Source organism: Muribaculum sp. (assembly GCF_029051885.1).
Classification (GTDB): Bacteria; Bacteroidota; Bacteroidia; order Bacteroidales; family Muribaculaceae; genus Muribaculum.
In genome coordinates, this window is sequence record NZ_JAIDKI010000037.1 from 12,803 (window position 1) to 28,128 (window position 15,326).

A 15,326-nucleotide genomic window follows, 5' to 3' on the forward strand; every position below is an offset into this window, starting at 1 on the left:
CACATGCTTAAACATGAGCTTATTTTGTACTAACAGCTATTTTCCGTAACTTTGCACCTTTAAAATTGTGTATATCATCGCAATATACTTCCAATCATTATTCACTTAAATTATTTAATGAAAAAACTTGTTACTATGTTGGCGGCTCTCTATGCCGCAGGAATCTCTATTCCATCGCTTGCTGCCGACACATCCACTACCGTGCCACAGATGAAAGGCATGGTAATCTCGTCGCAGGATGAAACCCTGACCGGACTGTGGACGCTTCCCGTCACAGACGGCGGAACATGGCAGATGGATATCGCCATGGATCCCGGATACGCATCGTTCTACAACGGAATAATGTACGGCGACGTATATTATGCCACCCGATGCAATGCCCAGTATGGCACAATCGTTTATGTCGATGCATATTCGATGACCGACGGCAGCAAACTCTGGACCAATTATCCCAAACTGACAGCCCTCCCCTACGACCTGACACTGAATCCCTACGATGACAAAATCTACGGATTCTTCTCCAACGAGAAAAATACAGGCATGGTGCTCGCTACCATCACCTACGACAAGGCCGGAGAGACCGTAACCCCCATCCGCGAAATGGATGGTAACTGGATTGCAATCGCAGCAGCCCCATCGGGACAGCTCTACGGCATATCCTCTGACGTGGAGATATACGGCACATCGGTAAAAGTCAACTCCTCGTCGCTGCACAAAATCGACCGCCTCACCGGAGAGACTACCCTCGTCGGAGAGACCGGTCAGCTCCCGCTCATCACCGGCTCGGCCACAATCGACCCGCGCTCCGGACGCATGTTCTGGACTGTAGGTCCCGGCGGTGCCCAGACATATCTCTGCGAAGTCGACCTCAACACCGGAAAGGCCACAAAACTCATGGACTTCGCCGCAGGGCGCCAGGTGGTGGGCCTCTACGTACCCACTCCTCCCGCCGAGGATGACGCTCCGGCCGCAGTGACCGGCGCCGAAACCTCATTCGACGGAGGCTCGCTCACCGGTTATGTCAGCTTCACCGCCCCGTCATCGCTCTACGACGGCACTGAGGCCTCCGGAGAGATTTCATATACAATCCTCTGCAACGGCAGCGAGGCTGCAAAGGGCACCACATCATTCGGAGCCGACACAAAGGCCGAGATAACCGTTGCCGAGCGCGGAAAATACACCTTCACCATCTTCGTGGCCAACGACAAAGGCTCATCGCCCAAGGTGACTGTCGACAAGTTTGTGGGCTTCGGCACACCGAAAGCACCCGAAGGTGTGGCTGCTGAAAACTCCGACGGCACAATTTCCGTGTCATGGAATCCCGTAACAGAGTCAGCCGACGGCGGATACATCGACGCTGCCTCACTTACCTACACCGTGACACGCATCCCCGGCGATGTAGTGATAGCACGTAACGTCACCGCCACATCCGTGACCGACACCCCCGACGCCGCTGCCGGAATGCAGGCCTACAGCTATACAGTCATCGCCGACAACCACTCATACGTATCGGCTTCCACCGAATCCAACAAAGTGGTATGCGGCAATCCCGTGCTCCCCTGGACCGAGGAGTTCGGCTCGCCCGAATCTATCGGATTCTTCACTGTAGTCGATGCCAACGGCGACGGCAAGACATGGGAATATGCATCCGGTCTCGTACGCGTGAAGTACGGCACAGTCACCATGGACGACTGGCTGATATCGCCCCCGCTCATGCTTGAGGCCGGCAAGCTGTATCGCGCCACCTTCAAGGCTCGCAGCTCCAACTCGCGCTACCCTGAAAAAATCGAAGCAAAATGGGGTGCCGGCGCTACTCCCGCCGACATGACATCGACACTCGTCGAGCCTGTGACACTCTCAGGCGACTTCGAGACATTCGGCGACTTCATAGCACCTGCCACTTCAGGCACATACCACATCGGTCTGCACGGTATATCCGATGCCGACATGTACAACCTCGAGGTGTGCATGATATCGGTGGAGACCGGCATAAACGCCGGTGCACCCTCACGCCCCACCGAGCTTACCGTAACTTCCGACGCCGGCGGTGATTACAAGGCCACCGTGTCATTGAAGGCACCCACTACCGACATGAGCGGAAGCGCCATCTCGGCAATCGACCGCATTGAGCTGAGCCGCGGCGAGACCCTCGTGCATACATTCACCTCTCCGGCTCCCGGCGCCATCCTCACCTACGATGATATCCTCGAGCAGGGTGGCGACTATACCTATCGCGCCGTTGCCTTCAAGGGCGAGGATGCCGGACCCGAAGCCACTCTGACTGCCTTCATCGGCACTCCGCTGGCAGCCGATCCCGCATCGGTAGCCATATCCGAGGCCTCCGACGGCGAGATTACACTGTCGTGGGACGAGGTATCCGTCTCTGCCGACGGCAATGCCATCAATCCCGCCCGAGTGCGCTACAACATTTACGACGTCAACGCTTACGGAGAGCTGGTGGCTGAAAACGTGTCAGGCACTTCATTCACATTCACAGGTGTGGAGGCCGGCACCCAGAAGTTTGTACAGTACTCCGTTTCGGCTGTGACCGACCGCGGCGAGAGCGGAAAGACTATGACCAAGAGCATCCCCGCCGGTACTCCCTACAAGGAGCTCCATGAATCATACCCCGGAGGCCGCGCGTCGACAATCTACCTTACCGAGCGCATCAACTACGGCAACTGGGCGCCCCAGGCCGATGACAGCGACGTTACCTCACAGGACGGCGACGGAGGTCTGATGACCATGAACGGATATTTCGCCGGATACTGCGGAGCGATGATGACCGGCAAGATTAGCCTGGCCGACATGAAAGCCCCCATCCTGCGATTCTACAGCTATACTCCCGACAACGACCAGGCCGACCTCAATCCTCTGGCTGTAGCCGTGAGCGCCGACGGCGGCGAATGGACCGAGATTTTCAACAAGACTGTAGTTGAAATCGGCCAGACACGCGGATGGCATGAGGTAATCGTGTCGCTCGCCGAATATGCCGGACGCAACATAAGCCTGAAGTTTACCGCAACCACCCACGACCGCCCCTACATAGCCACATATATCGACAATATCAATGTAGAGTCGATGGCCGGTATCGACCTTGAGGTTAAGGCTATCAGCGCGCCTGCCCATGTAAGAGGCGGCGAGCAATTCAAGATTGCTGTCGACATCGCCAACAACGGCGCTGAAAATGCCGCCGACTACATCGTAGAGCTTTATGCCGACGGCGACCTTTATGACATTGTCGACGGAGATGCCATACCCTCTCTCGGAAGCGGCTCTGTGGAATTCACCGCCACCATGAGCCCGCTTGCCGATAAGGCTATCGCCTTCAAGGCTATCGTGTCGCACACCGACGACACCACCAACGACAACGATGCGTCGGAGACTCTGACCGTGACTCCTATGGTGTCGCCCCTCCCTGCCCCGACAGCCCTGGCCGCCATCAAGTCGACCGACGGCAGCGTGGCCCTCACCTGGAAAGCTCCCGAAGTAGCGACAACCCCCGCATCGCCCGTCACCGACGACTTCGAGTCGACCGAGGCGTGGAGCCACTATGCCGAAGGATGGGCCATGAGAGACCTTGACGCATCGGCCATATGCGGTTTCGGCGAAGTCGACCTCCCAGGCATCGACGCCGGAAAGACCCTCGCATCATTCTTCATGTTCAGCGCTACCGGCATGTTTGAAGGCAACAAATACCTGAGCCCCCACTCAGGCAAGCAGTATCTCGCCGCATTCGCCCGCTACGACAACGGCACTACCGACGACTGGGCCATTTCGCCCGAGCTCAGCGGCGACGCTCAGACCGTATCGTTCTACGCCCGCAGCTACAGCGCCGACTATCCCGAGCGTATCGAGGTACTCTACTCCACCGGCTCGCTCAATCCTGCCGACTTCACCGCCACCGGCTTCTCAGTCGACAAAGTGCCCGGTTCATGGACACTCTACCAGGCCGACGTGCCCCAGGGAGCCCGCTACTTCGCCATCCGCTCTTGCGCTACCAACTCGTTCATGCTGATGCTCGACGACGTCACCTTCACTCCCCTTTCGTCATACGGAATGGAAGTGACAGGCTACAATGTGTACCGCGACGGCCGGCTTGTCAACGACACACCTGTCGCCTCCACATCCTATACCGACAATGTCGACAGCCCCGACTCACACCTCTGGACTGTGACAGCACTCTACGGTGAGCGAGAGTCGAAAGGCTCCGAAACAGTCGGTGCAGGCACCTCGGCGATAGATACACCCTCGGCCGATGACATCGTAATCCGTGCCGAGGCCGGACGCATCGTAATCACCGGATGCGAAGGCCTCCCCGTCATGGTATCGGCTGCCGATGGCCGTGTCATATACAACGGCCGTGGCGAGGCTGTGACTGAAATCAGCGTAGGCGCCGGAGTCTATGTCGTGAAAGCATCATCCGAAGTGGCCAAGCTCGTAGTACGATAAGCTACAGTTACCGCTACAACAACCTCATTCCGCATCCCCGGAGCGTACCCTGCGCCCCGGGGATGCTCTTTTTATCAATATGAGTTTTTTATGTTATAAAGCACTAAAATAAACTTTTACACCTCTTGCGATAAAATTTCACCCCTTTAAGGGTCACTCTGCTACTAACTTAGCGGTCGGAAAACCTATCCGAAATATCCGTCATTCCCCTATGCTTTTTCCGACGGAATACCAGTAACCACAGCAATCCAAATTAAAAGATTAACCACAGATAAGTTATCATGAAGAAAACTTTACTTCTTTCAGCAGCCCTTCTCGCAATGGGCTTCGCTTCTGCCCAGACAGTGCAGGACATCAACACTAATCCTCTGAAGCTCGGCGGCGAATACAGCAAATGTGTCGCTGTATATCCCCGTGTGCCCGCTACAGCCGATGAGAAACTTCCCGATCCCTCTATCGACAAAAACCGCTATGCATGGGAACAGCAGCAGGAAGTTGTTGAGCAGACCGCTGATTTCTGGGAAGGAGACTACATGGATCTCAAAATCAACAACACAAAGGAATCGCAGTACATCCTCCACTTCCAGTATGCTGTAAAGACCGACGGTGCAAACATCGTGTTTGAGCTTTACAACGGCGAAGACCTCGAGCGTGCACTCGACCCCATCTACCTGGCTAACGAGAAGAGCAACTGGAACGCTCTCTACGACGCAATGGCATTCTTCGACGAGGAAATCCCCGAAGGCGAATACACCCTCCGCGTCACCTTCCACCACGACAACACCAAGGAGACCGCCAACCTCGCCAACTTCTGGTTTGAGGCCAAGGACCAGATTAAATACTTCTCTCTGTTCACCGGTGTATATCCCGAACAGGCAGGTACAATAAAGGTATCTCCCGCCGCCAACAACTATCTTGAAGGCACAACCATCAGCATCACTGCCACTCCCAGCGCAGGTGACGACGACACAACCTACAAGTTTGTCAACTTCACCAACGATGACAACGGCGACGAATACACCACCAACCCCTACTCCTTCGAAATCTTCGAAAGCATGTCGATTACAGCCATGTTCGAGGCAGTAAGCTCTGTCAACAACATCCCCGGCACTATCGACCTCAACACCAAGAAAATCGGTGGCGTGAAGGAAGAGAGCAAGGCTGTGTCGCTCGACGGTGAGTCATATCTCGATGGCGAAGTGGTATCCTACCTCTGCAACTACACCGCCAACAAGTCGGAGCAGTTCATCCTCAATGTAACAAAAGCCGGCAACTACACCCTCGTATGCCCCACTGCTACCAAGCAGGAGGCCGCCAACATCGAATTCAACATCTTCGACAAGGCTGCTTACGACGCCGACCCCACCGTTGCTCCTGAAGCTACATTCAACATCGCCGCTGAAAAGACCGGCAATTGGCAGAAATTCGTCACCAACAAGATTGACAACATCAACCTCACCGAGGGCAAGAAACTCATGACCCTCAAGTTTACCGAAACTGTAGCCAACAAGTACACAGCCAACGTACTCTACATGAGCTTCGGCATCGGCGACGACTTCGGCACCAACGCCATCGAGGATATCGAGATTGAGGACGCTGACGCTCCCGTCAAGGCTTACAACCTCCAGGGTATCCCCGTAAATCCCGAGGTTGCCAAGGGCCTCCTCATCATCAACGGCAAGAAAGTTGTCAAGTAATCAGAAATCCCAAATAGCTGCGTGAGCAGCCTTGCAATTCGTAATCCTGAGCGCGGATCCCCATACGGTCCGCGCTCTTTTCATATACCGATATGCTGATTATCGTGTGTCTGCTGCAAGTTAGCAAAGTTATTATGTTATCTTTACAGCGTTAAGCCAATGGACAATGGAAAAGGGCGCGGAACTTATCCGCATTGCATTAACCGGCGTTAGAACAACTTAACCGTAAATAATATCGCCAAACTCTAAAAATAAGTTTGCAGTTTATTTTTGAAATAGTTTGTTGGCTTAACTTTTACAACAACAGCACCTCCGCCACTCGCAAACATTGCGAGTGTATTTTATTTTAGGATATATCGAAAGGTGTTCCGTCACTCGATTCCACAAAAATGCATATGGCATGCTAAAAAATCATGTCCAAATTTGCATATTACAACGTTTAGTTATATCTTTGCATCGAAAACACAACACATATCATTTTATTACTATGAATAAAAACACGATTATCGCCCTATCGGTAGCAGCTACCGAGGCAGCAGTGCCGCTCGACGCCAAAGAGGCGGCATCCCACTTCACAATCCGCGAACTGACACAATCGGCCACGGCCACACGGCTCGGCATCAACAACACCCCGCCTCCACAGGCCGTAGAAGCCATGCACAGGCTTATCAACGACGTACTTGAGCCGGCACGCGCCCTGCTGGGCTCTCCAATATACGTAAACAGCGGCTACCGCTGCAAGGCACTCAACACAGCTGTCGGTGGCGCCGAACGCTCCTACCATCTCGCAGGGCGTGCAGCCGACCTCACTACAGGAACCATCGAAGGCAACCGACGTCTCTACGCAATATTGCGCACACTGCCCCACCGCGAGCTCATATTCGAGCGCGGAGGCATATGGATACATGTTGCCTGGTAAGTAACTGGTCGAAATTATTTTAATGTTTATTCGAGTGAAATTTTTAGAAGATTTTACTCGATGAAGAAGGAGTGTAGCGAGCTACACGACTGATGAAGAGAGGAAAAGATTCAAAAATTTTGCCGAAGAAACATCGAAATAATCAGGCCGGTTAATATAAAATAATTTAGAACAGTTACTTAGATATTCCCCCTATCGCAGGCGTCAATGCCTGCAATCTTATACAAAAACACAAACTATACTATAATGAACACACAATCACAGGCGCGATATATGCGCCGTCACCCCGGCAGACCACTGCCCGGCGGACTACTCCTTGTCGGAACCGGCGGAGGCGCTCTTTGTGAGCCTTATCAGCTCAAGGCGCGTAGCCGTGCGGCGCAGGATAGTCAACGTCCATCCGTCAAGCTCGATGGTCGCTCCCTGCACGGGAATCTCACCCAGATTATGCAGGATGAAACCGGCCAGAGTCTGATACTCGTCGCTCTCCTCAAGATCGACTCCGAAAGAGTCGTGCAGATAGCTGATTTCACATCGTCCGGAGAATTCATACACTCCGGGCTCAACCTCGCGGGCTGTAAGCCGGGCATTGTCATGCTCGTCCTGGATATCGCCGAAAATCTCTTCGACAAGATCCTCGAGCGACACAAGCCCTGCCGTGCCGCCAAACTCATCAACCACGATAGCCATCGAGCGCTTCTCGCTAAGCAGGCGGCGCATCATCTTGTTGGCCAGAAGAGTCTCCGGAGCGAAAAGCACAGGCTTTATGGCCTCTTTCCAGTCGCTGTCGGGAGAAAAGAGCTCGCTCACATGGATATACCCCAGCACATTGTCGATATCCTCGCGATAGACCAGAATCTTGCTACGGCCCGACGATGTAAACAGGGCCGAGAGCTCCTCGCGGTCGGTAGTGTCGATATTGACTGCGACAATCTCATTGCGCGGAGTCATGCAGTCGCGCAGATGTGTCGACGAAAAATCAATGGCGTTGTGGAAGATTTTAACCTCATTCTCGACCTTGGCCTCCGAGGCCCGCTCGTCGATATTGGTCTGGATATACTGGTTGAGATCGCCCACGGTAAGCACTCCGAGCGTATGGTTTACATTGCGTATCCCGGCCATCCACATCAGGGCCTTGGAAATCCAGGTGGTGAATGCCGACACCGGATAGAGCACCACCCAGAATACGAATATCGGGAGCGAGAATACCCTCAGCGACGAATTGGGATTGATACGGAATATCGTCTTGGGGAAGAACTCTCCGGTAAGGAGTATTATCGCAGTAGAGATAAGAGTCTGTATGATAAGGATTCCGGCCTCGTTGGGACACCACACGGCTATCCACGGCTCAAGCAGTGCCGCAGCGCCCATACCATAGATTACGAGCACGATATTGTTGCCCACAAGTATGGTGGAAATAAACAGTTCCTGACGGGTATAGTACAGGTTGATAATCTTGCCTATGAGGCCGCCGCGCTTGACGTCGATTTCTACCTTGACGCGGTTGGACGATATATAGGCAATCTCGACACCCGAAAAGAGTGCCGAGAGCATCAGCGATACTATTGTGATTATGAGCCAGACGCTCCAGTTGGGATCCATATCCTAATGTATTTGAAATAACTGTAATGCGGCTACACCATATCCGCGAAACTCGGTTTCTAAGGCCTCCGCTCAACAGGCCGTGGAGGGAGTACAGGCTTCCTGAGACGTTTTTCAGGTGGCAGCCTGTCGGGCTTTTTCTCTTCAGACACACTGTCGGGGGCAGGAGCATTGTCGGCGCCGTTCTCTTTGCCGGGATTGAAGTCACTCGCCGGAAAGATGCCTGTAGGATTGGTGATACGGTAATTGGTCATCTTGTCGTTTGACTCGAAGCCGTAGCCCTCGATAGTGCGGTCGGCACGCTCTATATGGATAAACGAGTCGGAATAGACCTTGTTGAGCCGCTGGTCCCAGAACACCTGCTGGGAGAGAAATTTCTCTCCGATGGTGTTAAGTATGTTGACATTACCGTCAAGACGCCAGAGACCGCGCTGACTGAAGTATGTGGCCGAGTCACACTGCACGGTGGCCTCTATCCCGAAGTCCTTGTCAAACTTCTCGAGATAAAGTCCGTCGGGGAAACGCCACATCGGCACCTGGGCCTCATCATATACGAGCCAGTTGTCGGTAGTCACACGATAGCGTATCTGCCCGCTGTCTGAGATGAGTGTGGTCACGGCATGGGTAGTCATTGTAGGCACACTGTCGCCTACAACATTGAGGCTGACCACCTCGGTCTTCTCATCCTTGCACGCACCGGCGGCGCCCGCAAGAATCATTATGCAGACTATACCCGGAAGAGCACGCATCGCCCGTAAGGTCATCGTATCTTGTTTTTATAGAACCAGCGTTCGTTGAAATTGATACCCAGTGTGATATTGATATAGTCCTCCTTGATAAGCGAGTTGGGGCTGGCCTGACGGTGACGCCACTCCACGCCTAAGTTGATAAGAGTCTTTCCGACGGGGGCAGGCAGGCCGAGACCGATCGACGCTCCATACTCCTTTATTGTATTTCCGAGTACCTTGACATAGCTGTTTTCATAAAAACCGCCTCCACGGTAGGTGATACGCTGCAAGTAGCTGCCGCGGTTCTTGGGTGTGTACTGAGCGCCGACAGCGAGTTTCCATCTGTCGCTGAACTCAAGAGTCTGCTTTTCCGAGTCGATGTCGGGGAACTTTGCGTCGGCCCACGGCGAATAGGTGAAGTCGACTTCGGCCATCAGCTTCTCGCGCCACTGCCAGTTGAGGCCTGCGCCCCATACCGCCGGAAGTGTATACTTGTGGCGGAGCGATGTATAGCCCACGGTATCGGCCTTGTTGGTGCTCTGGGTCATATCGTAGTTAAGCCCCCAGGCATGACCGAGCAGAGACTTGCCGGGAGAGAAGGTGATGCCGGCGGTGACACGGTTGTCGCGGTTGATATCGTAGCCGTACTGAAGGCCGAACTGAAGGTGATAGTCGCGCACCTGCACCTGGGTCTCAAACAGTGTCTGCGAGCCATTGTTGGTGTACACATAGGTGTCGTTGACAACTGTGCCGAAAAGATAACCGAAGTTGACACCCGCGCTGAGCCCCTTGACCGGACGTATCGAATATCCGGCAAACAGCCAGTTGAGACCACCTTCGCCCGAACGGGCCTCGCTTCCGTTGTTGATACTGTTGGAAAACGAGTATCCCACCGACGAGAAGGGCACCAGACCAAGGGCCATACCCATGTTTTTGGCTACCGGAAACTGCATGGTGACATAGTTCAGGCCGCCGCCAAACTCCTGCTCGTTGTGGCGCGCACCTTTTGTATCGGTCTCGCTGCTCCAGAGTTTCGACATAGTTATGCCCATATCGAAAAGGAAGGTGATGGAGTCGATGGCGGCATAGCTCGCAGGGTTCATCACATTGATCTGACGGCCTGAAGCCATGGCATAGCCCACGCCGCCCATCGAACGCTGTGTCGATGTGGCCTGGTCGTTAAGTATACCGTAGCCGTATTTGGAGTATGGAGTCATCCCCTCCTGGGCGCTCGCAGAGAGGGCGGGGAGAAGACATGCGGCGCTCATGGCAGCCGTGATGAGTGATTTGCGTAGATTCATTAATCGCGTGTATTGGGCCCGCCCGTGGCGGGACGATATAGGAGTTGATTTATTGGAGAGCTTGGTTGTATTGCAATATGCAGTTGAGGCCGCGCACCACCAGAGCCGGCTCCACTATTACCTCTGCGGCGTGATGCTGCGGCACAAATGGTGCCAGACGCACGGCATCGCCTCCGGTAAGTATCACCGCGGCATCGTCGGGGAGCATACGCCGGTAGTAGTCGATTTCGCCGGCCACTCCGCGCACTATACCGGCCGTGATGGCCCGCGGGGTGTCAGTGCCCCATATGGGCACATCGCCCGGAGTCTCGACATTGACAAGAGGCAAGCGTTCGGTATGGCGGTTGAGAGCCTCGGCGCGGAGCCACAGTCCGGGAGCGATATTCCCTCCGAGGAAATTGCCGTCGGGCTGCAGCACATCATATGTAATCGCTGTGCCGGCATCGACCACAAGCACCGTACGCCCGGGGAGCATGGCCCTGGCGCCGGCGACGGCGGCTATACGGTCGCGCCCGAGCGACGAGGGGGTGGCGTAGCCGATGGTGATGGGGAGAGGGAGCAGCGATGTCAGCTCATAGACCTTACCGGCTATTTCACGCAGTGTGACAATTATATTCTCACTGTGGTGGGTCACAGAGCAGTATATCGCCGCCTCGATAGGGGCGGATACGGCGACACGGCGCAGCACTTCCGGCAGAAGTTCTTCGCACCGCCACTGTTCTACAAGGCTATCACCCTCAAACACTGCTATTTTTGCAGTAGAGTTACCCTGGTCTATGACAAGATTATATGACATTGCGATGACAAAATTAACTAATATTGCCGAATATCGCATGAATTTCCTCTACAAAATAGAGGAACCAGGTGATTTTAGAACTTGTTTAATAATAAAAGTCGGCAACATCTATTATTAAACAAACTCTGAGCTTATTACCCGCATATCCGCGCGCGACAGGCGCAGTCCATACGGTATCCCGCTACCCTTTGCGCATGGCGCGCGGTATCATAATCGAGGTATATATCAGTATGGCGCCTCCTGCGAGAGTGAACGCGAGCCAGTCGCCGGCTCCGGCCCCCGGCCAGAACATGAAGAATGCCCCGGCACAGAAGAATATCGCCGACCACGATTCGATACGCATAAGCCTCTTCACTCTCAGAGGCACATTCTCAGGCATGCGGCTGAAAAGGCGTCCTACGAGACACACTGCGGCTCCGCCGGCATATATCCAGCGGTATGCCGAGAGGCCTATGCCAAGAATAGGGAGCAGCACTCCGGCTACGATAAGGAGCAGCCCGACGGTGACAAGCCATGCCTGCCACCCGGAAGATTTGGTATTATCCATCGTTTATTTTTCTAAGATAGTGTACTGACAGGGCTACTCGACAAGATATACATCCTCGTTCTCACGCTGCATATGGTAATTCTCGCGCACGATACGTTCCATTGTCTCGGGATCCGTGTCGAGGGCATGGTTCATATGCCGGTAATAGCGCAATGTATCCTCATTGTCGCGTATCTCCTCACGCAACTCCTTGATACGTGTGGTGTATTCCACCGACTTTACAAATGAGTTGTCGTTGAAGAAAAGCACTATCATGACGAATGCTATAAGTATCAGGAATGTCACCGACAGATACCGCCGGCACCATAGAAACACTTTCTTCATAGGCTCGGTTTTTAATCGAGGCTCAGAGCACGCGTACCAGACGGCGGTTGTGGATATACAGACCCGGAGCCGAGGGGCGTCCGTCGAGACGCAGACCGGTAAGCGTATACCAGGGAGAATCCTCACCCTCGCCGTCGGCCACTACATCGCCGATACCCGAGGTATCGGTGGTAGTGAATACAATCCACTGCGACGGCTGGCTCTTCAGGCCGTTGGCGTCGTCGGCAATCACGCGGTAGGCATATACAGTACCCGGGCGAAGGCCTGTCACCTCAAGCGAAGTGGCGTTGCCGGCCTGCATCGGAGCTATGCCACAGTCGTGGTATGAATATGTCTCGTCGTAGATTACCGATATGTCGTCGAGCACCACCCAGTTGACAGTGCCTGTCATGGTAAATCTCAGGCCGTAGGCGTTATTGCCGAGCACATCCTTTCCTAAAGTCACCATGAGCGACTCCTTGTCGGACGACTTGTAGGCGGCTGCACGCTCGCGGTACACCTCCTTGGCGGCGCCCTTGCTGTCGATTGTCTCTATGATAAGCGACGCCATTGTAAGTGAGGAGCTTGAGCTTACGAAGAATCTCACACCGTCGATAGGACGCTCCCATGCGGGCACGGTAAGCGAAGTGCCCTCCTTAAGTGTGATGGCAGGAGCCGATGCGCCATAGCGCTGGGTGTTCCATGTGGCGGTTGACTTCCATCCGTCATTGTTGACCTGGCGTCCGGTAAAGTCTTCAGTGAATGTGCGTCCCTCGACACCCTCGCATATAGCGATTTCCACGGTATATGAGCCGGCTGTGGGCAGATGTTCCCACACGGCGGTGACCGAATTGTCGGCTATAGCGGAAGGCTCCAGAGCGTTGACGAAATGCTCCGATATCGGCAGATATTCTGTGGTGACGGCAGTCTCGCAATAGAGGCATTCGTTGCCTATCATCCACACAAGGCGGCAGGTGTAGGCGGTACCCTCTGCAAGGGTCGTGGTATACGAGGTGTCGTACACACGCTCGTTCTGCACCGGATTGCCCTCGGCGTCATATATATATATGATATAGTATTCGGCATCCTTTACGGAGCTCCACGACAGAGTCACGGTGTTGGCCTCTACTACAGGCGCGTTGAGCACCGATGCATTTGACTCTACCTGGTTTCCGCCATTGATGTTGAAATACACGTTGCCGCCCTCCGACTCATAGATGCCGTCGATTTCCACTCCGGGCTTACGGCCTTTCCAGTCTTCGATGGTGTGGGCCATCACATTTGTTGTGCCGGGGAAAGCTGCCGCAGATGTGGAGGAATGGGCGATATCTCCGCTCGCCTCCACAATGTCGACACGGGGATGATTGCTGTACTGGTTCACTCGGTTGGTGGCCCAGGCTGTTGTGTTGAAATCGATATGCCACAACAGCATTCCATGGCCGGGGAGGAATCTGTCCCACCCCTGCTGCTGGCGGTTTTCAAGCAGGAAGAACTCGTCGGCAGTAGCGGTACGCACGAACTTCACGTCATAGTATCCGTCCTCCGAGGCGGCCGGACGGAGCAGAGCGTTGCCCGGCTTGTTGGCAAATATCTCATCGGGAGTAAGCCATCCGAGAGTCCAGCGCTCATAGGCCGAGTGCATAGGCGGGGTGCGGGCGTCGTTGCTGTAGCTTCCCTGGTCCATTATCGACCACAGTCCCGGAGTATGCTGATGGGTATATGCCACCTCGTAGAGGTCGGGGAGTCCCAGCGCATGGGAGAATTCGTGGCAGAATGTGCCGATGCCGGCTATATAGTCGGAGAAACCGCGCAACTCGTTGGAGCAGGTATAGTTGCCCAGCGCCACACCGTCGTGCACGACACGGCCGTACACCTGGGTCGAATGGGGCCACACGCATGTCTTGTCATTGGTGTCGGCCTGGCTGTAGCCGGCATAAAAAAGATATACGTTGTCTACAACACCGTCGTTGTTAGTGTCATATATGCTGAAATCCACTTCATCGTCGATAAGGTTGCAGGCATCCCTTATAAGTATCTGAGTATTCTCGGCGCCACCGGTTCCGGCATAGTAGGCCGATGTCTGTGGCAACTTCACCGGGCCGTAGAGGTCGAGGTCGGGCGCATACTTGCCATTGGATGATGCCACGAAATAGTCGCGCACCGAGCCGGTGCAGTTATAGTCGGAATACCCCTCCTTGTTGAGCATATCGTAGAAGGTGTCGTAAGGATTCTGGATAGTGAATTCCTTGTCGGCAAACTCGACAAGGATTACCAGCAGACGGGGCTTGCCGAGCGACGGTGTGGTCGGATGGCATGCCTCGCGGTGATGACTGATGTCGTCTACCGGAGTGATAATCCCGGTGGCCGGACCCCCGACACGGCTTATGCGCTGCACGTCTCTCGCCCGCTCAATCTCACTGATTCGGGCTCCGACCACAGCTTCACGGTCGATGCTCTTAAGCAATGAATTGTCGGCGGCGCGGCGCATATCTACATCTACGGCACGCAAATCGGTTGACACGACATTGCCGTAGGCGTCGGTCATCGCATAGTTAAAGAATCCCGCAGCATCCTGCACAAGCAGATAGCCGTCGGTGGTGGTGACGAAACTGCCATGCTCGTCGCCGTGAAGGCGCACGGTAAGTTCAGTGCCGTCGGGAAGTGTTTTAGTTATGGGATGGGGAGTGGCAGGTACTGCGGCCATGTCTATTGCCGACATGGAGACAATGCAAAGTGCAGAAATACCTTTCACCAGACTTTTTATGGAAAGATTCATTGCGGATAATGATTACTAATTCTTATAGCATAGAATGCTCATACTGTCAGGATGCAAAATTAATGAATTTAGGGGAGTCGCAGAGCCGGATATATGCAAAAATATGCAAAATGACTCAGCTATCATATTGATTCATATGAATATTGGGGCAGAGAAGTGCAAAAATATGTTTTAAAACACAAAAATACGTACTATAGATTTTCCA

General features: G+C 54.0%; 10 protein-coding genes. 3 read left to right on the plus strand and 7 right to left on the minus strand.

What is annotated here, in order from left to right; all coding sequences use genetic code 11:
- The first annotated feature begins 117 nt into the window (after positions 1-117).
- The 3 genes from K2I50_RS01650 to K2I50_RS01660 all read left to right on the plus strand — a co-directional run bounded on the left by K2I50_RS01650 (position 118) and on the right by K2I50_RS01660 (position 7,068).
- Positions 118-4,452 carry a choice-of-anchor J domain-containing protein gene (locus K2I50_RS01650; protein ID WP_301024512.1) on the plus strand — a complete coding sequence of 1,445 codons (4,335 nt, stop codon included), beginning with the start codon at positions 118-120 and terminating at the stop codon, positions 4,450-4,452.
- A 281-nt stretch (positions 4,453-4,733) separates the two neighbouring features.
- Positions 4,734-6,149: an InlB B-repeat-containing protein gene (locus tag K2I50_RS01655; RefSeq protein WP_301024513.1), complete on the plus strand. Its 1,416-nt coding sequence runs from the start codon at positions 4,734-4,736 to the stop codon at positions 6,147-6,149.
- A gap of 487 nt (positions 6,150-6,636) precedes the next feature.
- Positions 6,637-7,068, plus strand: a complete 432-nt coding sequence (locus tag K2I50_RS01660; RefSeq protein WP_301024514.1) for a D-Ala-D-Ala carboxypeptidase family metallohydrolase — start codon at positions 6,637-6,639, stop codon at positions 7,066-7,068.
- A 309-nt stretch (positions 7,069-7,377) separates the two neighbouring features.
- Here K2I50_RS01660 and K2I50_RS01665 read toward each other — a convergent pair whose 3' ends face one another.
- From K2I50_RS01665 to K2I50_RS01695, 7 genes are all read right to left on the minus strand, one after another.
- A complete protein-coding gene (locus tag K2I50_RS01665; RefSeq protein WP_301024515.1) occupies positions 7,378-8,670 on the minus strand; it encodes a hemolysin family protein in 1,293 nt (430 codons plus the stop codon).
- A gap of 59 nt (positions 8,671-8,729) precedes the next feature.
- Positions 8,730-9,434, minus strand: a complete 705-nt coding sequence (gene lptC, locus K2I50_RS01670; RefSeq protein WP_301024516.1) for an LPS export ABC transporter periplasmic protein LptC — start codon at positions 9,432-9,434, stop codon at positions 8,730-8,732.
- A complete protein-coding gene (gene bamG / locus K2I50_RS01675) occupies positions 9,431-10,699 on the minus strand; it encodes a beta-barrel assembly machine protein BamG (protein ID WP_301024517.1) in 1,269 nt (422 codons plus the stop codon). The genes lptC and bamG overlap by 4 nt, the downstream gene beginning before the upstream one ends.
- Before the next feature lie 49 nt (positions 10,700-10,748).
- Positions 10,749-11,495 carry a type III pantothenate kinase gene (locus K2I50_RS01680; protein WP_301024518.1) on the minus strand — a complete coding sequence of 249 codons (747 nt, stop codon included), beginning with the start codon at positions 11,493-11,495 and terminating at the stop codon, positions 10,749-10,751.
- Between the two features lie 181 nt (positions 11,496-11,676).
- Positions 11,677-12,042: a hypothetical protein gene (locus K2I50_RS01685; RefSeq protein WP_301024519.1), complete on the minus strand. Its 366-nt coding sequence runs from the start codon at positions 12,040-12,042 to the stop codon at positions 11,677-11,679.
- A gap of 33 nt (positions 12,043-12,075) precedes the next feature.
- Positions 12,076-12,366 (minus strand): FtsB family cell division protein, encoded by a 291-nt coding sequence (locus tag K2I50_RS01690; protein ID WP_301024520.1) that lies wholly within the window; start codon positions 12,364-12,366, stop codon positions 12,076-12,078.
- Positions 12,367-12,388: 22 nt separating this feature from the next.
- Entirely contained in the window at positions 12,389-15,121 is a 2,733-nt protein-coding gene (locus K2I50_RS01695) for a M6 family metalloprotease domain-containing protein (protein WP_301024521.1), read from the minus strand.
- Positions 15,122-15,326: the final 205 nt, after the last annotated feature.